General features: G+C 52.0%; 18 protein-coding genes. 7 read left to right on the forward strand and 11 right to left on the reverse strand.

Features of this window, described 5'->3' with window-relative positions; translation table 11 throughout:
- The first annotated feature begins 35 nt into the window (after positions 1 to 35).
- Positions 36 to 1,010 carry an IS701 family transposase gene (locus tag B157_RS0131470; protein WP_020605019.1) on the forward strand — a complete coding sequence of 325 codons (975 nt, stop codon included), beginning with the start codon at positions 36 to 38 and terminating at the stop codon, positions 1,008 to 1,010.
- Positions 1,011 to 1,175: 165 nt separating this feature from the next.
- Positions 1,176 to 1,304, forward strand: coding sequence for a hypothetical protein (locus tag B157_RS40190; protein ID WP_281168523.1), 129 nt, complete (start codon positions 1,176 to 1,178; stop codon positions 1,302 to 1,304).
- 86 nt (positions 1,305 to 1,390) lie between these two features.
- On the opposite strand, the gene corA is transcribed toward B157_RS40190, so the two are convergent.
- Positions 1,391 to 2,341, reverse strand: a complete 951-nt coding sequence (gene corA, locus B157_RS0131475) for a magnesium/cobalt transporter CorA (protein WP_020607280.1) — start codon at positions 2,339 to 2,341, stop codon at positions 1,391 to 1,393.
- A 223-nt stretch (positions 2,342 to 2,564) separates the two neighbouring features.
- Here corA and B157_RS0131480 point away from each other — a divergent pair, with 223 nt between their 5' ends.
- Positions 2,565 to 3,938 carry a chorismate-binding protein gene (locus B157_RS0131480; protein WP_020607281.1) on the forward strand — a complete coding sequence of 458 codons (1,374 nt, stop codon included), beginning with the start codon at positions 2,565 to 2,567 and terminating at the stop codon, positions 3,936 to 3,938.
- Between the two features lie 82 nt (positions 3,939 to 4,020).
- Here the strand turns inward: B157_RS0131480 and B157_RS0131485 are convergent, their stop codons facing one another.
- Both B157_RS0131485 and B157_RS0131490 read right to left on the reverse strand, forming a co-directional pair.
- Positions 4,021 to 4,200, reverse strand: coding sequence for a hypothetical protein (locus B157_RS0131485; RefSeq protein WP_020607282.1), 180 nt, complete (start codon positions 4,198 to 4,200; stop codon positions 4,021 to 4,023).
- Between the two features lie 74 nt (positions 4,201 to 4,274).
- Entirely contained in the window at positions 4,275 to 4,538 is a 264-nt protein-coding gene (locus B157_RS0131490) for a hypothetical protein (RefSeq protein WP_020607283.1), read from the reverse strand.
- 280 nt (positions 4,539 to 4,818) lie between these two features.
- Between B157_RS0131490 and B157_RS0131495 the strand changes: the two genes are divergently transcribed.
- The 4 genes from B157_RS0131495 (at position 4,819) to B157_RS0131510 (ending at position 11,063) form a co-directional block, all read left to right on the forward strand.
- Positions 4,819 to 5,901, forward strand: coding sequence for a glycoside hydrolase family 130 protein (locus B157_RS0131495; RefSeq protein ID WP_020607284.1), 1,083 nt, complete (start codon positions 4,819 to 4,821; stop codon positions 5,899 to 5,901).
- 83 nt (positions 5,902 to 5,984) lie between these two features.
- Entirely contained in the window at positions 5,985 to 6,518 is a 534-nt protein-coding gene (locus B157_RS0131500) for an SRPBCC family protein (RefSeq protein ID WP_020607285.1), read from the forward strand.
- A gap of 334 nt (positions 6,519 to 6,852) precedes the next feature.
- Positions 6,853 to 9,837, forward strand: coding sequence for a S9 family peptidase (locus B157_RS0131505; protein ID WP_020607286.1), 2,985 nt, complete (start codon positions 6,853 to 6,855; stop codon positions 9,835 to 9,837).
- 116 nt (positions 9,838 to 9,953) lie between these two features.
- Positions 9,954 to 11,063, forward strand: a complete 1,110-nt coding sequence (locus B157_RS0131510; RefSeq protein ID WP_020607287.1) for a hypothetical protein — start codon at positions 9,954 to 9,956, stop codon at positions 11,061 to 11,063.
- Between the two features lie 59 nt (positions 11,064 to 11,122).
- Here the strand turns inward: B157_RS0131510 and B157_RS0131515 are convergent, their stop codons facing one another.
- The 8 genes from B157_RS0131515 to arr form a co-directional block, all read right to left on the reverse strand.
- Complete coding sequence (locus B157_RS0131515) at positions 11,123 to 12,610, reverse strand: tagaturonate reductase (RefSeq protein WP_020607288.1); 1,488 nt, start codon at positions 12,608 to 12,610, stop codon at positions 11,123 to 11,125.
- Between the two features lie 72 nt (positions 12,611 to 12,682).
- Positions 12,683 to 13,021 (reverse strand): L-rhamnose mutarotase, encoded by a 339-nt coding sequence (locus B157_RS0131520; RefSeq protein WP_020607289.1) that lies wholly within the window; start codon positions 13,019 to 13,021, stop codon positions 12,683 to 12,685.
- Between the two features lie 104 nt (positions 13,022 to 13,125).
- On the reverse strand, positions 13,126 to 14,505 hold the full coding sequence (locus tag B157_RS0131525) for a c-type cytochrome domain-containing protein (protein ID WP_157618658.1): 1,380 nt from the start codon (positions 14,503 to 14,505) through the stop codon (positions 13,126 to 13,128).
- 94 nt (positions 14,506 to 14,599) lie between these two features.
- Entirely contained in the window at positions 14,600 to 16,036 is a 1,437-nt protein-coding gene (locus B157_RS0131530; protein ID WP_020607291.1) for a Gfo/Idh/MocA family protein, read from the reverse strand.
- 38 nt (positions 16,037 to 16,074) lie between these two features.
- Positions 16,075 to 17,010, reverse strand: coding sequence for a ThuA domain-containing protein (locus tag B157_RS0131535; RefSeq protein ID WP_020607292.1), 936 nt, complete (start codon positions 17,008 to 17,010; stop codon positions 16,075 to 16,077).
- A 103-nt stretch (positions 17,011 to 17,113) separates the two neighbouring features.
- Complete coding sequence (locus B157_RS0131540) at positions 17,114 to 18,643, reverse strand: DUF1501 domain-containing protein (protein ID WP_020607293.1); 1,530 nt, start codon at positions 18,641 to 18,643, stop codon at positions 17,114 to 17,116.
- 95 nt (positions 18,644 to 18,738) lie between these two features.
- Positions 18,739 to 21,963 (reverse strand): DUF1553 domain-containing protein, encoded by a 3,225-nt coding sequence (locus tag B157_RS0131545; protein ID WP_020607294.1) that lies wholly within the window; start codon positions 21,961 to 21,963, stop codon positions 18,739 to 18,741.
- A 305-nt stretch (positions 21,964 to 22,268) separates the two neighbouring features.
- The gene (gene arr, locus B157_RS0131550) at positions 22,269 to 22,685 is read right to left on the reverse strand and encodes an NAD(+)--rifampin ADP-ribosyltransferase (RefSeq protein ID WP_063881410.1); all 417 of its coding nucleotides are present in this window, start codon (positions 22,683 to 22,685) and stop codon (positions 22,269 to 22,271) included.
- Positions 22,686 to 22,862 lie beyond the last annotated feature (177 nt).

Raw genomic sequence — 22,862 nt, forward strand, 5'->3', positions numbered from 1 at the left:
TAAGTTAGAGTAAGGATCAAATTTTATCAGGCGTTATGGCAATTGATGAGTATGTAGCCTATCTAATGAGCAACGTGTCTCGAAGTAGTTGCGTCAAAGCGGGACAAATCTTACAAGTGTCTCATGATGAGGTCAATCGATTTCTAATTAACGCCGAATATACAGGCCGTGATTTGTTTGAATCGGTTCGGGATAGTCTTGACTTACAGGGTGGTATTCTCTCAACCGACGATAGTGTACTTGATAAACCCTATACCCAGGCAGGTACCACCGAGTTAGTAGGCAAGTTCTGGTCCGGCAAGCATCACCGAGCCGTTCAGGGTATTGATTTGCTGGTACTGATTTATACCCACAAGGGTCATAGCGTGCCGGTTAACTTCAGACTCTACCGAAAAGAAGAGGGTAAAACTAAGAATGACTACTTTCAGCAGATGATGCGGGAGCTCTGGCAGTGGGGATTGCGTCCGGCTTGGGTGACGGCTGATAGCTGGTTCTGTAGTTTGGACAACCTCAAATTCCTGCGCAATTTAGAAATAGGGGTCATGATGGGTCTGGAGAAGAACCGGCTGGTGTCCAGTCAACCAGGTGAGTATGAGCAAGTCGGACGGGCTGATATACCAGCCAGCGGCTTGTTCACTCACCTGAAAGGGTTCGATTTTATAGCGGTGTTTCGGAGAGTTGGCAAAGACGGCAACGCGCGACACTATCTACTGTATCACCCAGATGGGGCTTATGCACAGGCCCATCTGTACACGGTTGCTTGTTTTGAGCAGGTGCATCTGGCTCATTGGCAGGTAGAGGACTTATTTCGTAGCATCAAACAGGTCTGTCAGGCCGAGCGGTTTTATGTTCGGCTGACCTCGGCCATTACGACTCATCTATACAGTGTTTTACGGGCCTTCCAAAAGTTAGCGGCCATGAGTCGGGATGGGCTCATTGGGTCGGTTTACGGCCTACGAGACGAACTCTATCGAGAGACTCAACGAAACTGGATACATGAATTTGCGTAACTCCTAGATATTATCAAATCCTATTAGCTGTGGCTATCAGTTCGATAGAATCCAAAAAACCAGCAGAATCAACAGGATTTTATTTGAAAGAGAACGAGAACACACGCAGATTAAAGCATATTTTCCGCTATTCTGGTGAAGAATCTATTACCATTCGTATCGCGTATGCGCCTTAACTATGCCCACTCGATCTATCACGTAGCCTCTGTTCAGTCGGAGCAGGTAACGCTCATCAACAGAGACTTTACCGTTGAAAATGAGCATAACGGGTTGTGTACAACTTACAGGAAGTAGGGGGCGAATGCGATTCTGCTGTTTAACAAAACAGAGCAGCCCATCTACATCGACTGGTTGACGAGCTTTGTGCAGCACCCCGGGCCCTACAGCCAGTTCTTACGCCGGAATACCCAGACCGTCAGGGCCGAGGACAGCACCATCATGGCCCAGGCAAACACGTAGCCGTACTTCCAGTGGACTTCGGGCATTTCGTCGAAATTCATGCCCCAGATGCTGGCCAGTAAGGTAGGCGGCAGAAAAACCAGCGAGACGACGGTAAATATTTTCACGATTCGGTTCTGCTCCAGATCGATCAGACCGAGGTAGGTATTTTGCAGGAATTCCAGCCGCTCAAAAATGAAGTTGGTGTGATCGATCAGCGAGTTAATGTCTTTGATGAGTGTTCTTAATCGTTGCTGTTCCAGGTCGTTGAACCAGCCGTCAGAACGAATCATGGACGAGATTACCCGCTGCTTATCCACCACGTTTTCCCGGATCGACATCGTCAATTCCTGGTAATCGTTGATATTCAGCAGCATTTCCTTGTCCAGATTAGCATCCAGGTCGAGCATTTTGTTGATGGCCTTTATCTCGCCCGATACCATTTCGATCAAATCGGCGTCGTAATCAATCCGCGATTCGAAGATGGAAATCATAATCTGCGCGCCATCACTGAATACCGCCCGTTTGGATTTAATCCGTTTTACGGTATCGGCGAAGGATTTCAGGTCAGCATTACGATACGTAAAGAGCATTTCGTCTTTGAGCAGAAAACTAACCGGCACGTTGGCATATCGATGCTCGGAATCGGGTACCAGGAAGTTGGAGTTGGCAATTAGAAAGTCGTCTTCCTCAATGTAACGCGAACTGCTTTCGATCTCCAGTTGCTCCTGCTGACTCAAAAAATCGACATCGAATTTCTCTTCCACACTTTTAATTTCAGCCGCCGTCGGATTTTGCAGATCCACCCAGAGTGTACGGGCAGAGTGTGAAAAAGAATCAATATCACGGACTTTTCGAACGGAGCTTTCGTCCTGCTGAAAGATGCGAATCATACAATGAGGAGTAGCCTATCTGGCCGCTAAGTTCGCAGAAAATACGGGCACTGGCGAATATCGGGTCTGTTATTTCCCATCGTGTCCATATTCACCTGCCTGCTTAAGCGATGCTCAACAACAACCAAACTACCCCCCAAAAAGTGTTTTAGGTCATTGAGCACAAATTAGCGGCCAGAATTGTTATCTGTTCAGTCAGCCCGAATCCGGCTGTTTATGCTTTATGTATTCATCCGCTCAGCGTCATACCGATTTAGCCGCGCCTTTTACCGAGCAAGGCACTTTTTTGCCCGAACCCCGGTGCATCGACCTGTGGGAAACGGCACACACACTTGGTTTTCCAGCCGCTCTGTGGCGACTTCCCGCCCAACGGGATAAACACCTGATCGTTTCTTTCGATGAGGTACTTCCCCGCGTATCGGCTGATTTTGATGAATTACCGGCGGGTTTTCTAGTTAGTCCGTTCGATAATCTCACCCCGCTATCGGATGCAGCGAGTCATACGGTCCGCACACTGTTCATACGCGCTGATATTCAGGCTGTTTTTTCAGAAACAGACCAGACCATAACCACCCCTGAAGAGTCCACGCGGGGCGACTCCACGCCGGGCGACTCCACGCCGGGCGAATCCACGCCGGGCAACGCTTTTCATGATTTCATGAAACGGGCCGATCTGTTTCGGAAAACGCTTGATAGTGTACCCCGATTCGCCGACCATTTGCAAGCCGCTTCGACTCCGCCCACATCCATTCACGATGCAGGTGCTCAGGCGGATTATGTCCGTAACGCAACCCAGGCGGTCGAAGCGATACACCGAGGAGAGATGCGAAAAGTCGTTATTTCGCGGACCAAGCGGGTGCAGTTTACCGGTGCGCCCAATGCCGTTGCCTTGTTCGACAAACTCTGTGAAGCGTATCCGAATGCTTTTGTATCGGCGGTTTCGATTCCAGAGCGGGGCCAGATTTGGATTAGTGCCACGCCCGAACGGCTAGTGAGTGTGGATGCAGACGGTATTTTCAGAACTGCTTCTCTGGCGGGCACTCAGTCGGCTACCTATCCTGATGGAACGGCTAAACGTCCGGCGCAGGCGATGTGGGCGCAGAAAGAGATTGAAGAACAGGCACTGGTGAGCCGCTATATTATCGAATGTTTCAAAAGAATCCGGTTGCGGGAATACATTGAAGAGGGGCCAAAAACCGTTACGGCGGGGAACCTGATGCACCTCGGCACCTCCTTCACGGTTGATACTCAGGCGGTACGATACCCACAATTAGGCACCGTGATGCTAAAGCTGTTACACCCTACCTCGGCGGTTTGTGGTACCCCCCGCGATGCTGCTTTTGCGTTCATTCAGCAACATGAAACGCACGATCGTGAACTATACAGCGGTTTTCTGGGGCCAGTAAACATTGACGCCGATGGCAAAGGCCCGGCAACCGGCATTTTCGTTCATATCCGTTGCATGAAGCTGGAAGGCAAGATGGCTACCCTGTACGCCGGAGCCGGACTAACGGAGGATTCAGAGCCGGAGCGGGAGTGGCTAGAAACCGAAATGAAATGCCAAACGCTACTTGATGTAATGAATAATGTAAAATGAACAATGTAGAACGAACGGTATGTTTAAGGCCGGTTCATCCTGTATTGTTCATTATTCATTCTACATTGTTCATTAATTACCCTCACTCGCCTTCGGCGGGGGCACTGGGTGCGCGGGAACCTTCTTCTGCCGTACGGTCACCAGCTTCGCTGGCGGCCGACGATTGGGTATCGGCATCGGGTGCGGTGCCTTCCGTCACGGCATCTTCAGTCGTAACATACAACGCATCTTCAGGATCGGTACTCTCTTCTGAGTTTTTCATAACGAATAGATTTGCTAAAGGGTAAGGTAAATCAGACAGTTTTCGATCCCGTTGACTTTACAAAAAAGGATATACTACAAACTGTCGTCATCATCGTCAAAATCATCGTCGATGTCGTCATTGTCTAAGTCTTCGTCGATATCATCTTCACTAAATTCTTCTTCAATATCGTCAATATCATCGGCTCCATAGCCGCTGCCGGCTCCTGAGCCTAAATCATCGAATTCGGCGCCATCATCGTCGAAATCATCGTCATCATCGTCCATAGAGGCTGTTTCTGGATCGGGGTTAAGCATCAGCACGTCTTCGTCCTGATCAAACGTTGGCTGGTAAATCATGGCTGATAAGGTAGTATAATTGATTTGATCGTCATAACTCGGCTGTTTTCCGGAAGGTTTAGCCGGCGTCAAAACTAATGGAAATAGATATTCAGTGAAAGTAAGCGAAACAAATTAATGGTTATTTTATTCATTAATCATGCCTGCATCAGGTCGTTTCCTTTCGTACACGTCAACCTCCTGCGGGCTTGTCCTTTGCAATCAGGTAGTTGACAAAGAATTAAAGGCCCTACCCCAACTATTCACCTGAAAAGTATTAGCCTCATGGGTTTCGTTTCCAATGAAAAATTATCAACTCCGCCGACTGGTTAACCAGCCTATTCTAAAAACGAGCGACGTAAAACCAGCCATCGACGGTTTTGAGGTGCTTGGAGCCTTCAACCCGGCAGCCTGCCTTTTTGGCGATGAAGTTATTTTGTTGTTACGCGTAGCCGAAGCCCCAAAGCCTAAAACCGGTCAGCTGGCCATTCCCCTGCTGGTGGAGCAGGATGGTGTGCCTACCCTCACCGTCCAGTACCTTCCCAAACCGCCACAGCCCTATGATGCGCGGGTCGTTACTATCAACAAAAAAACCTACCTGACATCCATGAGTCACCTGCGGCTGGCCCGCAGCCGGGATGGAATTCACTTCACCATCGACGAGAAACCGTTTCTGTTTCCGGCCCGGATGGATGAGTCGTATGGGGTAGAAGATGCCCGAATCACGTTTCTGGAAGGCAAGTACTGGATTACCTACACGGCGGTGTCGGAGCACGGCCCCGGCGTCGGGCTGGCCGTCACGACCGATTTTGTGAATGTCGAGCGGGTCGGTATGATACTTCCTCCACCAAACAAAGACGTAGCCCTGTTTCCTGAAAAAATCAACGGGAAGTACTACTTGCTACACCGACCCATGGTATCGGAAATTGGGAAGCCATCCGTTTGGCTGGCCGATTCTACGGATGGAATGCACTGGGGAAACCATCGTTTTCTGTTCGGGGGTCGGGCCTTATCGGATGAGCGGTATGCCTGGGAAGGAGCCAAAATCGGGGCCGGACCCGAACCAATTCTGACCGATGAAGGCTGGCTGGTTTGCTACCACGGTGCCGATGCTACCCACGCCTACGCGCTGGCTTTAGCCCTGCTGGATAAGGAGGATCCATCCATCGTTCTGGACCGCTCGGCCCTGCCCCTGCTTACGCCCGAATTGCCCTGGGAGCGCGAGGGTTTTTTCCCAAACGTAGTCTTTTCGAACGGCTGGATTCAATGGCCGGAAGATAGCGACAAGGCAGGGCAAATCTGGGTGTACTACGGAGCCGCCGATTCCGGCGTGGGGCTGGCAGAACTGGTGGTAGTGCAAACGCATCCTGATGAGCATGGATAGAAGCGGCCATTCAGCCGGAAATTAATAGTGATAACTGCAAAGCCTAAAAACCGGTTAAGTGAATGTAAATCAATTTGGAACTCATGAACAAGAAACCGCTAGTATATGGGGCCATCCTGCTGGGTGCAGTGGTAACGGCCGTTATCATCGCCGAAAAATTCAGTAAACACCCTGAATCCTCCACGCCTAATCCCGATGCGCCAGCCAGCACGGACAAAAAAATCCGGATTTCGGCCTCGCCCGAACGAGTCTGGCAGGTGATGAGCCAGATTGATCAATGGGTGACTTGGCAATCCGATATCAGCAAAGCCAAATTAAACGGCCCCCTTCAGGTCGGCTCAACCTTCGACTGGAACGCCAGTGGTATGGATATTCATTCGACGCTACACACGGTTACACCGCAGGAAGCCCTTGGATGGTCGGGTAAGGCCTTTGGGGCTTTTGCGATACACAACTGGTTTTTCAGACCTCTTACTGATGGCACAACGGAAGTACGAGTCGAAGAAAGTATGGAAGGGTGGCTGGTAAGCGTATTAGGCCCTGTTTTACAGAAAAGTCTGGACAAGGCCACCGACCGCTGGTTACAGGCACTCCGGGAAATGGCCGAAGCCGAATAGGCTTTCTTATCTACCGGATTCGGTAGCTGTTTTATGGAACATTAACCAAAATCACAGGACTGGACGGGCAATAACGCTGCCCGTCCAGTCCTGTTTTTATCTCTTTTCCATTCTGACATCCGATTCAGTTATCAACGCTTTGCCTGGAATACGTGGCTGGAACGTAATTACCGGGGGCAGCAGAAAACTGCTTTAAAGATTGGCCTTACAGCTATTTTCTACCATAAAATACGGCGAAATAGCCTTACTTCAGTAGGTTAACTATGAATGGACCATCAGTATTAAAATTTGATTTGTAATTTAGGGGTTTAGTAAAGCTCAATCTCACTCATCAATGATTCGTTTGTATCAGTTTCTTCTCCCGTTACTTATTTCAACATCGCTTTTTGCGCAATCCCAGAAACGGCCGCTCAACGCATCCGACTACGACCGCTGGCAAGCGGTACGGTCCGAAAAAATCTCCGACGATGGCCACTGGGTGGCTTATCAGGTTGACCCCCAGGAAGGCGATGGCCGCCTGGAGGTGGTAAGCAGCAATCCAGTCGGTACTCCCACGCGCTACGTTTTTGCCCGTGGCTACATGGCGCAGTTTACGCCCGACAGTAAATTTCTGGTGATGCGATTAAAAGTACCACTTGCCGATACCCGGAAGGCCAAACTCAAAAAGAAAAAGCCCGACGAGATGCCGAAAGACAGCCTGCTGGCCCTGAATCTGGCAACCGGTAAAACAACGAAACTCCCCAATGTGAAGTCGTTTTCGTTTGGAAAAGAGGCCGGTTCCTGGCTAGCCGTTCTCCAGACAAGTCAGGATGAGAAGGAGAAGGTAGCTGCCAAAACACCGGCTCAGTCGAAAAGTGATACCCTTACCCCAACGCCCGTGGCTTCCACTACTACGGTAGCCACCCGAAAGGGACCGACAAAAAAAATCAAGGGCGATAATATGACCCTGCTCAACCTGGCAGATGGCACCCGCCGAACGTTCCGGTACGTTTCCAACATGGTTATGTCCGACAATGGAAAGGCCGTCTTTTATAGCAAGGAATCGGCCAACGATTCGCTGAAAGCGGGTGCCAGTGCCGTTCCGGGAGTGTTCCTGTTTAATACGGACAACGGGCAGGTAACCCTGGTAGATACCAGTTCGACGCGTAAAATTTATAAAGGACTGGCTGTCGACAAAGCAGGGCAGAAACTGGCCTGGATGGCATCGGCCGATAGTGCCGGAGCCGACGTAAAGGTTTTTTCGCTCTATTACAAAAACAGGCTGCCAGCCGCTCCGGCTAAAGGCAAACGCGCCAAAGCAACAGCCCCCGAATCTCCGTTCACTATTATTGCCGATACCACAACGGCCGCCCTACCCAAAGGCTGGTCGGTGAATGAGTTTCGCGAGCCGAAGTTTGCTGACGATGGCAGCAGGCTCTACTTCTCCACCTCCCCCATTCCACCAAAGCCCACCAAGGATACGCTCACGCCCGACGACGAGAAGGTAAAAATGGATATCTGGACCTGGACCGATAGTCGGTTACAACCCATGCAGCAACGGCGGCTCAAGGAAGAAAAAGAGCGTGGTTTTTTGGCCGTTTATGACCTTAAGTCTGGCAAAATTATTCCGCTGGCTAACCGCGAAATTCCGACGGTTGCCTTTGATCCCGAAATAACTACGCGCTATGTACTTGGCCTGAGTGACCTGCCCTACCAGATGCAATCGTCCTGGGACCCCGGCCACACGGACCTGTATTTGATTGATACGCAAACGGGCGACAAAAAACGAATTGCCCATGATGTGATGGCATCACAGCCGAAACTATCGCCCGGTGGTCAGTATGCCTATTGGTTCGATGAGGCCGATTCACTCTGGCGGGCGTGGGATGTGGCCGCTGGTAAACACATCGACCTGACTCGTGGCTTACCCAGTAAATTTTTCGACGAAGAGCACGATACACCCAGCCTTCCCGGCTCCTACGGTTCGGCGGGCTGGACCACCGGCGACCGCTACGTCTGGATTTATGACCGCTACGATATCTGGCAGATTGACCCAACCGGCAAAGAGAAACCCGTAAACCTAACCGCTGGCTGGGGCCGTAAGAATAACGTCCGGCTCCGTCGCGCTGAACTCGACGACGACAACACACGCGGCCGCCTGAGCATTGAAAAAGCCATTGATCCCAAAGCCGAACTATTCCTGACCGGCATCTGGGAAAGTGACAAATCGACCGGCATTCTAAAAAGTACAAACGGGCTTTCGGCACTGGCTCCTACGGTTCTGAAACAGAGCAACCACCGTTATTTCGGGTTGAGCAAAGCAAAAAATGCCCCGACGATGACCTTTTACCGGGGTAATTTTCAGGAGCCAATCAACCTGTTTCTGGCCCGGTCTGGAGGGACGGATACAACGTTGGCCAATCCAAAACAGCTTACCCGTGTTAATCTGCAACAGGACAGCATCCGCTGGGGGAGCGTGGAGCTGGTGAAGTGGACCGGCACCAACGGCACCAAACTAGAGGGATTACTCTATAAACCCGAAGGGTTCGACCCGACCAAAAAGTACCCGATGCTGACGTACTTCTACGAGCGCAACGCCGAAACCCTAAACGACTATAGAGCTCCTTCTCCCAGTCGATCTACCATCAACATCCCGTTTTGCGTGTCGAATGGTTACCTGGTTTTTGTACCCGATATTGTATACACCGTTGGGCAGCCGGGACCAGATGCTTACGACTGTATTGTACCGGGCGTGCTAAGCTTACTGGACAGGGGGTTTGTTGACCGTAACCGGCTGGGTATTCAGGGCCAAAGCTGGGGCGGGTATCAAACGGCTTTTATTATCACGCGCACCAATCTGTTCCGGGCAGCCGAAGCGGGTGCGCCTGTGGCCAACATGACATCGGCCTACGGTGGCATCCGGGGCGAAACGGGCATGGTGCGGCAGTTTCAGTACGAAAAAACGCAGAGCCGGATTGGGGGTACGCTCTGGGAAAAGCCGATGAACTACATCGAAAATTCGCCCCTTTTCTACGCTGACCGGGTGGAAACTCCGTTGCTCATCATGAGCAACGATGCCGACGGAGCCGTTCCGCATCAACAGGGCATCGAGCTATTTACGGGCTTACGCCGGTTGAATAAACCCGTTTGGATGGTGGTGTACAACGGCGAAGCCCACAACCTGATGGGCCGACACAATGCCAAGGACCTGAGCATCCGCATGTACCAGTTCTTTGATTACTACCTCAAGGATGCGCCAGAACCCGTCTGGATGAAAGACGGTCGCTCCGCCGTGGAGAAAGACCGGGGCGAAATGAAGTACGGAGTATCGGACAAGTAGCAGGTAAGCGAATGGATAATGGATAGAAGACAGTAAACAGTAAGAGAAAAGACGCAGGATACAGTTAGTGTATATCTTGCGTCTTTTCTCTTACTGTCTTTCAAATCCGAGTCAGTATGTACCACCGATTATTGCTTGTTACGGTAACCATTCTGTTACTGATTCCCGGTTGCAAAACAGCCAAACTTCCTGCTGGTAAAACCCTCCCCACGGCGAGTATTTCGGAGGAAGGTTTTCTCGATTGCTTCACACCGGGTACCAGCCTGAACGGGCAGACCGTTTGGTGCGAAGCGTCGGCGGTGGTGTTCGATGGGAAAAATGTACTTATTGCCAATGATAAAGACATGCCCGATGGTCTGAGTCCGGTGTTCATGAAAACACCTGCTACCCTGGGTGACTCGACACAACCGCCATTGTACCTGACGCAGCCTATTTTTTCGGCGGCTCGTAAGTACGAGGATTTTGCCCAGACGCCCGACCAGCGTTTCGTCTTTCTAACTACGGCATTCGACCGGGTAAAGCCCGGCAGTCATGACTGGGACGGGTACAACACGATCCTATACTGGCGCACGGGCGACGAGCAACACCCGCATGTACTGGCACCTGACGATACCAGCCGAACCTCCATGGGGTATCGGCAACAGCTTGCCAGGGTACTGGCCACCAATGAATTTCCGGGCGAGATGCCCTACTTCAAGGTTGAAGGGCTGGCCGCTACCGACCGTCAGTTACTGTTTGGAATCCGGGAAGAAGGTAAGGACTACAAGGATTTTATGTACCGGGCGCAACTAGTCAGCGTCTCGTACCGGATTGATAAAACGGGCGATGGTGAACGTATCCGGCTGGAGAACGACTGGAAGGTTATCAACGACTTCGTGATAGCCAAAGCCGATTCGACGTTACCACAAATGGGTTTATCCAGTCTGGAGTATGACCCCGCCCGTCAGCTCGTCTGGATGCTCACCTCGCAGGAAATCGACAACAGGCTGGACACCTTTATTTGGGCCGCGCCCCTCAGCGATGTATACGCTGGCAAGCCCTTCGCCCTAATTCGCGATTCGCAGGGGAAGCCCCTACACACAGCAGGGCATAAAGCAGAAGACATTACTATACTGCCCAACAATCAGCTTCTGTTAATCGCTGATGACGACCGCGTTCCAACCACCATTGGCACACACACCCGCCAGCCCAATCAGGCTGCGTATTTTATTCTGACGCTCCACTAAACCCCGATTAAAATCAGGGTCTGATAAAATTACCCTTAGCAGAATAAATTTTCAGGACTTTATTCGTAAACAGCCTGAGCAAAGTCGGGCAGCGCAAAGGAGTCGGACGTCAACAGAGTGTCCAGATACTGCGACACAGCCGCTGAAAAACCGGGCAGGGCGTTCAGGTCAACCGACCACAAATCGCTATTCGTCAGTATAAGGCGGGTGAGTTCATCACTGTTGGCAGCCGTCTCCCAGGCCGACGCCAACACATTGGCTTCCGGGTCGTTGATGGGATACGAAGCGCCATTGGCAAAGCCAGCGTACGAGCCATCTTCCATTTTCTGAACCCGCATAAAGTACAGATAACTGGCAAACGCAAAGGCCATGTGCGCCGGAACGGTTGACCGTTGCTGATACCATTTTTCAAGCAACCCCACACAGCGCATGGCTATTTTTGCGGTATAGTTCAGGCTGATGGACAGCCACCGATGATCCAGGTTCTCGTTCCGGAAGCGGTCGAGCACGGCATTGGCAAAGGCGTGAATCTCATCCTGTTCGATGGATTTATCCAGACACTGACTGATTTCATCGAACATGCCCCCCCGCATGAAGGCCAGAAACTCCGCATCTTTCATGGCTTCTTTCACGGTAACAAATCCCATCAGATGGGCAACGGAGCAGCATAACGTGTGGGGTGCATTGAGCAGACGCAGTTTAAGCTCTTTGAATTTGGTAATGGATGGCTCAATTTTAACACCGGCATTGGCCGCAGAAAACGTCAGTTTCTGCCTGACCCGTTCGTTGCCTTCGATGGCCCACAGGCGGTATGGCTCGGCCATGATCATCAAATCGTCGCGGTAGCCCAATTCGGCTTCCATGCTGGTTTTCAACGCACCCGTAATCAGCCCCGGCACAATCCGGTCGACCAGCGAATTACAGAAATCACTGGCTTCATTGAGCCAGGTGATAAAGGATGAACTGAGGTTGTTGAATACAGCCAGTTGCTGCACAATAGCCCGCAGCTTATCCCCATTTTCGGAGATAAGTTCGGTCGGTACGATAACCAGACCTTTCTCCGGGTCACCACTGAAAGCTTCATACCGCTGATGCAGCACGGCCAGTAATTTAGCCGGAAATGACACGGGGGGCGTAGCAAAGATGGATTCCTCAACGTACTGAATGCCTACCTCCGTAGTGTTGGAAACAACCAGACTCAAATCCGGACTTTCGGCCACCGCCAGCACCTGTGCCCATTCGGTTGAGGCCGTCAGGACCCGGCTGATGGAACAGTTGATGGAGATCTCGTTTACCTCCTGCCCCTTTTCAATGCCCCGAACCAGCGTGGTAAAGCAGTTTTGCTGCCGGTCAAAATCCGTTGTGTCGCCCCGCATCGTGGATTTCACCACCACTACCCGGCCCCGGAAAATGCCCTGCCGGTTAGCGTTTTCGATAAAATAGAGTGGTAATCCGCGCAGCAATACGCCGGTGCCGAAAAACAAGGCTTTTTCCGGGTAATCCAGTACGGCTGGCTGGGGGTAGTTTTTAGTCGTCAGGTAAGTCATCAATCGGTACGCATTTTCTGTCAGAAATTTTTTTCTGTTTGCTGAAAGCAACTTGTTCACACCGGTGCCCGGTTACTGCGGCAGTTTGAATACCTGCTCCATCAGCACCCATTTTTCGCCGGGTTTCGCGCCCGGTACGGCCTGCTGGAAACCCCACATCAGGTTTTCCCACTCCACCGATTTAGGATTCTGGTTTATGGCATTCATCCGCTCAAACGAGAAGGTATCGTCCACCTCCATAATCATGAACATCCGGTTGCCAAACAGATAGATTTCCATGCTGGCCACACCCGCATCGCGGATGCTCTGGTTAATAGCAGGCCACTGGTTTTCGGGCGCGTGATGCCACTTGTATTTTTCAATCAGGGCCGGGTCATCAATAAGATCGAGGGCAAGGCAGTAGCGTTTCATGTAGCAAGTTAGTTAGACGTTGAACGCGTGCTGAACAGCGTTATCAACAAGACGTTAGAGTAGCTTTAACCAATTAAATACCCTGACCTACGGAAAAAAATACGTTAGTAAGCAACCCGGATTGACGTGCTGTCGCCAAACACCTTTTTCACGTCGCTGGCGGTAATGCCCGTTTGCCAGACGTACAGGTTTTCGAGTTGCTTCATATGCTTCAGCGTTGCTAAACCGGCGGGGGTAATTTTTGTGCCGTATACGTTCAGGGCATGCAGGTGTGTTAACCCCGAAATACTTTTCAGAGCCTCATTACCGATTGGATTTTTCTCCACCCGCAGTTTTTCGAGGTTGCTGAAGTCAGTGATGGTACTGAGCTGTCCATCGGTCAGGTTCAGGTCGGAGAGATTGAGCCAGATGATGTGCCTGGCCAGTGGTTTCAGTACGGCCAGATTGACTCCCGACTTACCCGCTTTTGGGGGCAGCGTCACGTCAAGCATAAGGGGCTGGTGGTTCATTACCCGAATAACGAAGCCTTCGCGCCGGGCCACCGTAATCTGCGCGGTATCGCCCGACAAGGGGATGTTTGGGTTGACTGGAAACCTACTATTTCCTTCTTCGGCAGCCATGACACTGGTTGTTCCGGCAAAACCCAGTACGCTCGCCACCATGGGCTGCACATTCTGATAGCCTTTCACATCGGTCAGTTTGATGTTGTCGGCGGCAGCAGCTTTTTCAATCCACCATCTGATGAGAGCGACCTCCGTTTTGGTGAGGGGAGTTTTACCATCAGTCGGCATGAATTCCTTATGAACGGGGTCGAGTGTAATTCGTCGGTACAGCTCACTCTTTGTCAGGTTGTCTGCAACTACGGCCGGGCCGTGCTTGCCCCCTTTCAGCAAATCGCCGTGCGTTTCCAGGCGCAGATTCCCTTTCAATTTACCCGCCCGATGGCACTGTACGCACCGTTTCTCCAGCAGGGGCTGCACCACGTCCTCAAACACAAAAATCTGCTCTATACGGGTTGGTTTGGTACGCTCAGTTTTGGTCAGGGTAGCCAGTGAGAGGTAATCGCTGCCGTGCGTCAGGCTACCCCCCAGATGCCCGACGTAACTCATTAATCCCAAAACACCCAGGAACGCGATAGAAAAAACCTTCCTGGGCAGAGTCAGGTAGCTAATAAAAATGGGAGTGGTCAGGGTGTACAACACGAGTGCAGCCCCGGCCAGAGCAATCCCCGAATATTTGTGGTTATCCAGCAAGATAGGGGCGTAATCGCCAGTGATAGACAGTAGCCAGCCAAGCACACAGGCCAACACCGCCGAAACAGCCCCGGCCAGCAACGCCAACGGCACCGCAGCCTGAACGTTTTTGTATTTCGGCCAGTAGGAGGCCAGATCCAGCAGAGCCGCAAGTACTAGAAAACCAATGGGCAAATGCACCACCAACGGGTGCATTCGCCCAAAAAACGTAGAGATAGTTAACAGAATCATGTCAGGTGAGTTGGCTTCACCACGAACGTTTACCCCAACCTGTTTCTTTGCCTGAACACCAGCCAATCAAATGAAGCAGGATAGGTAAAAGCAACTACCCTTTTACGTTCGTAGTACCGTAAGGGGCGCGTTGTGGTCTGGACAACGTGGCATTGGCTTCTTTATCGTTCAGGAACTGCTCCTTTTCAGGATTCCATTTCAACTTGCGGCCCAGTTTCATAGCGGTGTGAGCGAGCAGGCAGGCCGAGCAGGAACGCTGAGCGATTTCTACGTGGCTAATGGTTTGTTTATCGTTCTGGATGGACTCCAGCCAGTTTCGGTGCTGTTCGGGGCTATCGTACAGATGAATCTCGTCGGGGCCAATCACCGACCCCAGAATTTTCTTATCACTGGCGCGGAAGGCCTCATTTTCTTTCGAAGCCTGTGCCGCGCCGGGGTCAGAAGCCGTAACGCCTACATCACCCCGCGATGCGAATATCCAGCCCTCAGTACCCTCGAACATCACGCCGTTGGGGTTATTACCCCCTATTTCCATCACCACCCCATTCGCATACGTCGCCATGACCAGAAAGTTGCCATGCACATTCCATAATCCCGAACCAGGCAGGGGAAAAGCAGCCAGTCCTTCAATTTCGACGGGGCCGGTCAGTTCGGTGTCCATGCCCCAGTGGGCTATGTCTACATGGTGCGACCCCCAGCCCGTAATCATACCCGCGCCAAACTGTTCCAGACGTAACCAGCCGGGCCGGTCATTGATACTGGTTTGCGAATGCACCCGGTCCAGGGTATAGTGGACCTCCGGCGTGGAGCCGAGCCACATATCATAATTAAGGTTTGTGGGTACGGGCATTTTGGCATCACTTCCGCCAGCGGGGTCACCGGGAAGGCCCACATACACCTTTTTAAGCTGACCGATCCGGCCGTTGCGTACCAGTTCGCAGGTTCGTTTGAACTGCGGCCAGGGAGTAGCAGAACGTTGCTGGCTACCCAGTTGAAACTTTACCCCTTTCTTTTGCACCATATCACTGAGCATCCGGCCTTCCTGAATGGTGAGAGAGGTGGGTTTCTGCATATAGATGTGCTTGCCCGCTACCGCTGCTTCCATGGCGGGTTGCGCATGCCAGTGGTCGGGCGTGCTGATAATAACCGCGTCGATGTCTTTCCGGGCCAGTAACTCCTTATAATCGTCGAACATCTGCACATCGACGTAGTTCTCCTTACCGGTTTTGTCGGCGTATTTTTTCTCAATCCATTTCTTGCCCATGGCAAGCCGGTTTTTATCCAGATCAGCCACCGCTATGACGCGGGCAACTTCGTTTTTAAGTATTTCGGGCAGGTCGTGGCCGGAGGCAATACGCCCAAAACCAATCTGGCCGATGTTTATTTTATTGCTGGGCGCATTTTTACCAAATACGCTGGCCGGCACAATGGTCGGGAAGCCCACTGTAGCGATGAGGCCGGCGGTTCCGGCAGCAGTTGATTTAAGGAATGCCCTGCGGCTCTGGTCAGTTGTTTCGTCTGTTTTTTTCATTGATTTATCCGTTAATGGTTCAGGAATATCAGTCAGGATCAGGGCGTGTTGGCACCAATCGGGGAATCATCTACGTTCACATCGCCTGCCACATACTGCATGGCATCCAGAAAGTACTGCAACAGGTTGGGGTTGTCAAAACTCTGGGCATTGTGCGACGGAGAGGTATAAAAAACCCGTCCTTTGCCGTACCGCTTAATCCAGGAAATGTATTTTACCGGTTCAGGATTTTCGCCCTTCAACCCTTCCACTTCTTTGGTGTTGAGATACAGCAGGGGCCGGAAATTACGCTTACTATAAGCCACATTAAACATATACGCTTCGTCGACGTGGTTGAACCCCTCACCCCCGAAAGCCTGCACGAGCGGGTGCCTGGGATTAACCAGTTTGACATGGAGCATTTGCTGCTTCGGGTGGTAATCGAAACTACCGCCCATCATCTCACTAAATTCAGCCGACTTGTTCTGCATCACGATACCACCGTGCATAACCATCAGCCCACCGCCTTTCCGGACGAAATTCAGCAGGTTTTGCTCCAGTTCTTTAGCTCCTGCAATGGCCTGGGCTTCGGTCAGCGATTTGTCTTCACTCAGTTTATCCCGAAACAAATCCCGATTGGTGCCGATAGAACAATTGTTGTTCAGCACAACCACATCGAAGTCCTTCAGTTTGTCCTTTTTGAAGAACATGATATCGTTGCTCTGAACCACCTCGAAGGCACCGCTCTTCTGGCTCAGAATCTCGATAACCGCATTGGTATGGGGCACTACCCAGTGGTCGAAGCCGGTAAACAGCGAAAAGAGCAGGACTTTATGTTTTTTCTTGGCCGGATACGTAGTCTTCGCCGGGGCTATTCGTTCGATTTTTGCCTTCCAGCCATCATCGGCCGCAAAGCTATCGAGGCTCTGCGCCTGAACGAAGCTACTGAGCAGCAGCGCGCAGGCAATGAGAATAAGTAAGCTATTCTTCTTCATACCTAGTATAGCCGGTTTCACCCTTGATTTACTCAAATGAGTTTGAATAATTTGATTACGATTTCCTGCTCATACAGCTGTAACCGGATTCCCCGATGCGGCATCAGGCAAGAATATCATGCACCACCTTGCCATGCACATCGGTCAGACGGAAACGCCGGCCCTGACTTTTGAAGGTCAGCCGCTCATGGTCGATGCCGAGCAGGTGTAACATCGTAGCCTGAAAATCGTGGACATGAACCGGATTCTTCGTAATGTTATAGCCAAAATCGTCGGTTTCGCCGTAGCTAATACCGGCTTTCACGCCCGCCCCGGCCATCCACATCGTGAAACAGCGCGGGTGGTGGTCGCGGCCGTAGTTGTCTTTGGTCAGCTTACCCTGCGAATATACCGTCCGGCCAAACTCACCGCCCCAGATTACGAGCGTATCTTCCAATAATCCCGTTCGCTTGAGGTCGGTAACGAGGGCTGCGGTAGCCTGGTCTACATTTTTGCACTGGTGTTTAATACCGCTCGGCAAGCCGCCGTGCTGGTCCCACCCCTGATGATACAACTGCACAAACTTTACGTCTTTCTCCAGTAGTTTGCGCGCCAGCAGGCAGTTAGCCGCGTAGGTACCGGGGTCGCGGCTATCGGGACCGTAGAGGTCGAATACTTCATCGGGTTCGCCCGCTACGCTCATTACGTCCGGCACGGACGTCTGCATCCGGTAGGCCATTTCGTACTGCGCCATGCGGTTTTCGATTTCGGGGTCGCCGAAGTCGCTCTGCTGCAAGTCATTGAGTTGTTTCAGGTAGGTGAGCATCTCCTGCCGGTCGGCCCCGTCGTAGCCTTCGGGATTGTTCAGAAACAGCACCGGGTCTTTCCCCGACCGAAACTGAACGCCCTCATAGCGCGTGGGCAGAAAACCGCTGCCCCACAGCCGCGAGTAAAGGGGCTGGCCGCTACCATTTTTTGAAATCATGGAGATGAACGTCGGCAGGTTCTCATTGTCGGAACCCAACCCGTAACTCACCCACGAGCCAATAGATGGGCGACCCGGAAGCTGATTGCCCGTCTGAAAAAACGTAATGGCGGGGTCGTGGTTAATCTGCTCAGTATACAGCGACTTGATGATGCACAACTCATCCACCACCTTGGCTGTATGGGGCAACAGTTCGCTCACCCACGTATTCGATTTTCCGTACTGACTGAAATTATACACCGACGGCGCAATGGGCAGGCTGCTCTGGTTGGCACTCATGCCCGTGAGCCGTTGCCCCTTCCGCACCGAATCGGGCAGTTGCTGACCAAACATAGTTGCCAGTTTGGGCTTGTAGTCGAAGGTTTCAAACTGCGACGGCCCTCCACTCATAAACATATAGACCACCCGTTTAGCTTTGGGCGCAAAGTGCGGCAGGGCGCGCAGGATGGCTTCCTGGGTGTCTTCGTTGAGTTCATTGGGTGCTTTGGCAGCAGCCCCTCCAAACAACCGCTGACTACCGAACAACGAGCCAGCCGCCAACGCCCCCAAACCCAGCGTAGTTTTGGTGAGAAACCGTCGGCGGTCCAGTTTTTCATTAAGCCTGGCAAACTCCGGCGTGTTAAGCCTAGCGTGGCCCGGCCGAAACTCGTCATCGTGGTGATGGTCCATAGTTTTTCGTCATTTGGGGTCATTAAGTAGTCATTTCTAGTCGCTGGTTGTTAACTCAATCAATGACCACATAATGACTACGAATGACCATAAAGTTACCGTTTCGTAAGGGTTGCGTCTGAGTTCATGATGGTACTGGCTACTACAGCGTTGGCGGCTACCCGCGCGGCATTGAGCGTACTGTCTATTTTGTACTGGCCCGTTGCCAGCCAGCCCTTTGTTTTGCCGGCTGCCTGGCTGAACCGGCTCAATTGGGCGACCTGCATTTTTACCAGCAGGTTTACCTCCGGGCGGGTGGGTCGGCGACCGGTCAGCTTTCGATAGGTCGTAGAAATAGCCTCTTTTTCGTCCTTTTGGCGGGTCATCTGCTCGCCCAGCACCTTGGCCGCTTCCACAAACGTAGGGTCGTTGAGCGTAACCAGCGCCTGCAACGGCGTATTGGTCTTCTGCCGCCGGACAGTGCAGAAACTCCGCGATGGTGCATCGAACGTACCCAGCGTAGGATTCGGTACGGAGCGTTTTACCAATACATAAATGCTTCGTTTGTAGACGATGGCCCCACTGTCGGGTACGTAGGTAGCCGAGTTGATACGCCACAAACCATCGGGCTGATAGGGCTTGATGCTGCGCCCGCCAATTTCGTAATTCATCAGGCCACTGGCGGCTAAGGCGTTGTCGCGCATCATCTCTGCTGATAGTCGGCGGGATGGGCCCCGGGCCAGCAGCCGGTTTTGGGGGTCTTTTTCGAGCAGTTCGCGGCTGGCGCGGGAGTCCTGCCGGTAGGTGGCCGACATCACCATCGTTTTCACCAGCTGCTTCACGTTCCAACCCCCTTCGCGAAAAGTGACGGCTAGCCAGTCGAGCAGTTTGGGGTGCGAGGGCAGTTCGCCCTGATTACCAAAGTCTTCGGTTGTTTTGACAATACCGGTGCCAAAAAATAGTTGCCAGTAGCGATTGACGGCTACCCGCGCCGTAAGCGGGTTGTCTGCATCAGTGAGCCACTGCGCCAGCCCATAGCGGTTTTTAGGTAGGTTTTCCGGAAAGGCAAAAATACGTTCCGGCGTAGTAGGGTACACTTTTTCGCCCGGTGCGTCATAAACACCACGCTCCAGCACGTAGGTTTGTCTGGGCGTGACCGACTCCTGCATCACCATTAACTCCTGCACTTTTTCAGTACTGTCGGCCAGTAGTCTGCGGGTTTCCATCAGGGTTTTTCGGGCCAGTATCGTGGGCGCGTGAACGGCAGAGAAGTAGTAATCGCTCAGGATTTTCCGGTCGGCGGGTGTGAGCTGGGCGGGTTGTTTGTTGGCTATCCGGCTCCAGTTGGCCCGCTCGGCCAGAACGGTAATCTCGTAGGGCGTAAGGGTCCGGTTGTAGACCATAATATCGTCGATCAGACCATCTTTAAAACCCGTCCCGCGATACCAGCCGCCAATTTGCAAACCCGGTTCAGGCTTAACTTTTGTACTGTCGAACAAAATATCTTTGGTCAACTGGTCCATTTTGGTTCGCATGGGCTGGTCAATACCGTTGGCGTACAGCCTCAGCCCGCCCGCCCGGCCCGACCCATCGGAGGTGATGGTGAGTTGCAGCCACTGGTCGCGGGGAACGAGCCGGGTTGTAATTTTGGTAATGGCGTTGGACGGAGCCACATGCGCCATGCTGAGTTCCAGTTTGCCGTTTCGCAGGTACACGTGGTAGCCCCGGAAGTTATAGAGCCGTTCGGCCTGACATTTATGGAAAAGTACGCCCTCCTTCATGTCCTTCGGAATAGTTACCCAAAGCCCCACCGTGAACGGCTCCGACTTCCTGAAAATACCGACTTTACCGAGGTCCAGCCAGGCATCGCCGTTGAGTTTCAGACCCAGCCCGTGGTGACCGGTAGTCCACTGTTCCGGTTCTTTTCCGGTTTCTCGTTTGGTTTGGGCCGTATCCCTTCGGGTAACTTCGTTAAACAGCTTTTTACCCTCGAAGCTGTACCGCGCCATCAGTCCCTTTGCGGGGAAGTTTTCACCTTTCAGTACAGCATAGTCACCCTTATTCAACCATTGCTTAAAATCGGCCGCTCCCTGCTGCTGGATTGTTGCTACCTGTGCGTTCTGCTGGCTGATTTTGGTCTGGATAAAGCGCATAAGCTGCTCCTGTTTCCGGGTGGGAAGCAACAGCGTAGGCGCGGGCATGGCATCATCCCAAGAGATCTGCCCAGCCTCTTCTACATTGTTGAAAAAGCTGGACAACTGGTAATAATTCTTCTGCGAAATAGGATCGTATTTATGGTCATGGCAACGGGCACACCCCACCGACAGGCCCAGAAACGCATCACCCAGCGTATTGGTGCGGTCCAGAACATACTCCCGCTGGAACTCCTCCTCTACAATCCCTCCCTCTAAATTCTGCTGGTGGTTACGGTTGAAAGCCGTGGCAATCAGCATTGCTTTCGTGGGCTTACCAGGCATCAGGTCACCTGCCAGCTGATGGTGGATAAACTGGTCGTAGGGCTGGTTTTTGTTCAACGCGTTGATGACCCAGTCGCGGTAGGGCGACATATCGCGAAGCCGGTCGACGGTGTAGCCGTGCGAATCGGCAAAGCGGGCGAGGTCGAGCCAGTCGGCGGCCATACGTTCGCCGTAGTGGGGCGATTTGAGCAACCTGTCCACTAGTTTTTCGTAGGCGTTTTCGCTCTTATCGGCCAGGAACGCATCGATTTCGGCTAGCGTGGGTGGCAGGCCGGTGAGGTCTAGGGTTACGCGCCGGATGAGGAGTTCGCGGCTTGCTTCGGGTGCCGGGTTTAGTTTCTTTTCAGCCAGTTTGGCCGCCACAAAATTATCAATGGGGTTTACGGCCCAGTCCTCGTTGTCGATAGACGGGATTTTCGGCATTTCAGGTTTTACGAATGCCCAGTGGGGTTTGTATTCAGCTCCCTTCTGAATCCACTTGACCAGCACCGCTTTTTCATAGGCGGTCAGGCTCAGGTGCGATTCGGGCGTGGGCATAACCACGTCGGGGTCGGTAGAGAGAATGCGCCGGAACACCTCGCTGTTTTTCAGACTGCCGGGGTCGATAGCCACTTTACCGGGACTTTCGGGCAGGTCATCGTAGGCATTGCTGGCCAGGTCCAGACGCAGACCCGCCTTCTGTTTGGCTTTATCGGGACCATGGCAGGCGAAGCATTTATCAGACAAAATGGGCTTCACGTGCTGGTTATACTCCAACTCGGCGGGCAGCAACGTCATGGCATTATTCACCTCGCCGGGGAGGTCAGGCTGGCAACTGACTACCCCCAGAAAAGCTAACCCGTACAGAAAACCTACGTATCGCATCCTAGTTCATTTCTATCATATCAACAAAGATAAAGAACAAGAAATTACAGGAATTATATAATTCCAAGTACATTGGAAAGACTGGGGTCGTGGTACTATTCTGTACTCCTTCTGCTGAGCCCCGAAGCATCGCCTATTACAGAACCAATATATAAATTCATTCTACTATTCAACAGCCTGCGGTTGAGCTGGAACTTCAGATGGATAGTGAAATTATTGCCTCAAACAGCAAAAACGCCAAATCACATAGTAGCGATTTGGCGTTTTTACTGTTTGAGGTGTCGAGTTGATTTTCGCAGGTTAACTTAGTCCTCGATTGCCTCAATACCAAGTTGCTTAAGGTGGTTAAGGTGATCCTTCATCGCTTTGAGTTTCTCGGGGGAGTGTCCCTGCCAATCCGTGACCTCACCCGAAATACGAAGCGGATGCCGGGAGCGATATGATTTTGTTGGATTACCAGGGAATTTCTTGTCTGTCACATTGGGATCATCTTCAATTGGGCCCGTTGGCTCCACGATATAAATTCTGCCGGGGCCTTCGCCCAGGGCAAGTTCGGCTCCCCAGGTAGCCGCATCCAGGGTGGCAGTCAGATACGCGTAGGACGCATTCTTCCGCTTACCATAATTTGACTTGAAGCCGGGTTCGATTAAGTCTCCCGGCTTCAGATTGGCCTTCGTTCCATGATAGAAGCTCTGTGAAGGCAGGTCGGAGGTAGACTCCATCGACTTATTTTCACTGCTATCTGTTTTCATCATCGTTGTTTTGTGTGTGAATATCTTTTCGTAGAAACCATGTAAGCCTGCGTATTCGGCTGCTCCCTACTACCGCACACCTTCACAAACCGCCGAATCAACTTCACCTTACTACACGCATCGGCAAAATTCGGGAGACAGCGGAAG

The organism is Spirosoma spitsbergense DSM 19989 (assembly GCF_000374085.1).
Classification (GTDB): Bacteria; Bacteroidota; Bacteroidia; order Cytophagales; family Spirosomataceae; genus Spirosoma; species Spirosoma spitsbergense.

Coding starts and splice junctions, on each gene's coding strand:
- B157_RS0131470 (WP_020605019.1), top strand. CDS start 36: ATGGCAATTGATGAGTATGTAGCCTATCTAATGAGCAACGTGTCTCGA.
- B157_RS40190 (WP_281168523.1), top strand. CDS start 1,176: ATGCGCCTTAACTATGCCCACTCGATCTATCACGTAGCCTCTGTTCAG.
- corA (WP_020607280.1), bottom strand. CDS start 2,341: ATGATTCGCATCTTTCAGCAGGACGAAAGCTCCGTTCGAAAAGTCCGT.
- B157_RS0131480 (WP_020607281.1), top strand. CDS start 2,565: ATGTATTCATCCGCTCAGCGTCATACCGATTTAGCCGCGCCTTTTACC.
- B157_RS0131485 (WP_020607282.1), bottom strand. CDS start 4,200: ATGAAAAACTCAGAAGAGAGTACCGATCCTGAAGATGCGTTGTATGTT.
- B157_RS0131490 (WP_020607283.1), bottom strand. CDS start 4,538: ATGATTTACCAGCCAACGTTTGATCAGGACGAAGACGTGCTGATGCTT.
- B157_RS0131495 (WP_020607284.1), top strand. CDS start 4,819: ATGAAAAATTATCAACTCCGCCGACTGGTTAACCAGCCTATTCTAAAA.
- B157_RS0131500 (WP_020607285.1), top strand. CDS start 5,985: ATGAACAAGAAACCGCTAGTATATGGGGCCATCCTGCTGGGTGCAGTG.
- B157_RS0131505 (WP_020607286.1), top strand. CDS start 6,853: ATGATTCGTTTGTATCAGTTTCTTCTCCCGTTACTTATTTCAACATCG.
- B157_RS0131510 (WP_020607287.1), top strand. CDS start 9,954: ATGTACCACCGATTATTGCTTGTTACGGTAACCATTCTGTTACTGATT.
- B157_RS0131515 (WP_020607288.1), bottom strand. CDS start 12,610: ATGACTTACCTGACGACTAAAAACTACCCCCAGCCAGCCGTACTGGAT.
- B157_RS0131520 (WP_020607289.1), bottom strand. CDS start 13,021: ATGAAACGCTACTGCCTTGCCCTCGATCTTATTGATGACCCGGCCCTG.
- B157_RS0131525 (WP_157618658.1), bottom strand. CDS start 14,505: ATGATTCTGTTAACTATCTCTACGTTTTTTGGGCGAATGCACCCGTTG.
- B157_RS0131530 (WP_020607291.1), bottom strand. CDS start 16,036: ATGAAAAAAACAGACGAAACAACTGACCAGAGCCGCAGGGCATTCCTT.
- B157_RS0131535 (WP_020607292.1), bottom strand. CDS start 17,010: ATGAAGAAGAATAGCTTACTTATTCTCATTGCCTGCGCGCTGCTGCTC.
- B157_RS0131540 (WP_020607293.1), bottom strand. CDS start 18,643: ATGGACCATCACCACGATGACGAGTTTCGGCCGGGCCACGCTAGGCTT.
- B157_RS0131545 (WP_020607294.1), bottom strand. CDS start 21,963: ATGCGATACGTAGGTTTTCTGTACGGGTTAGCTTTTCTGGGGGTAGTC.
- arr (WP_063881410.1), bottom strand. CDS start 22,685: ATGGAGTCTACCTCCGACCTGCCTTCACAGAGCTTCTATCATGGAACG.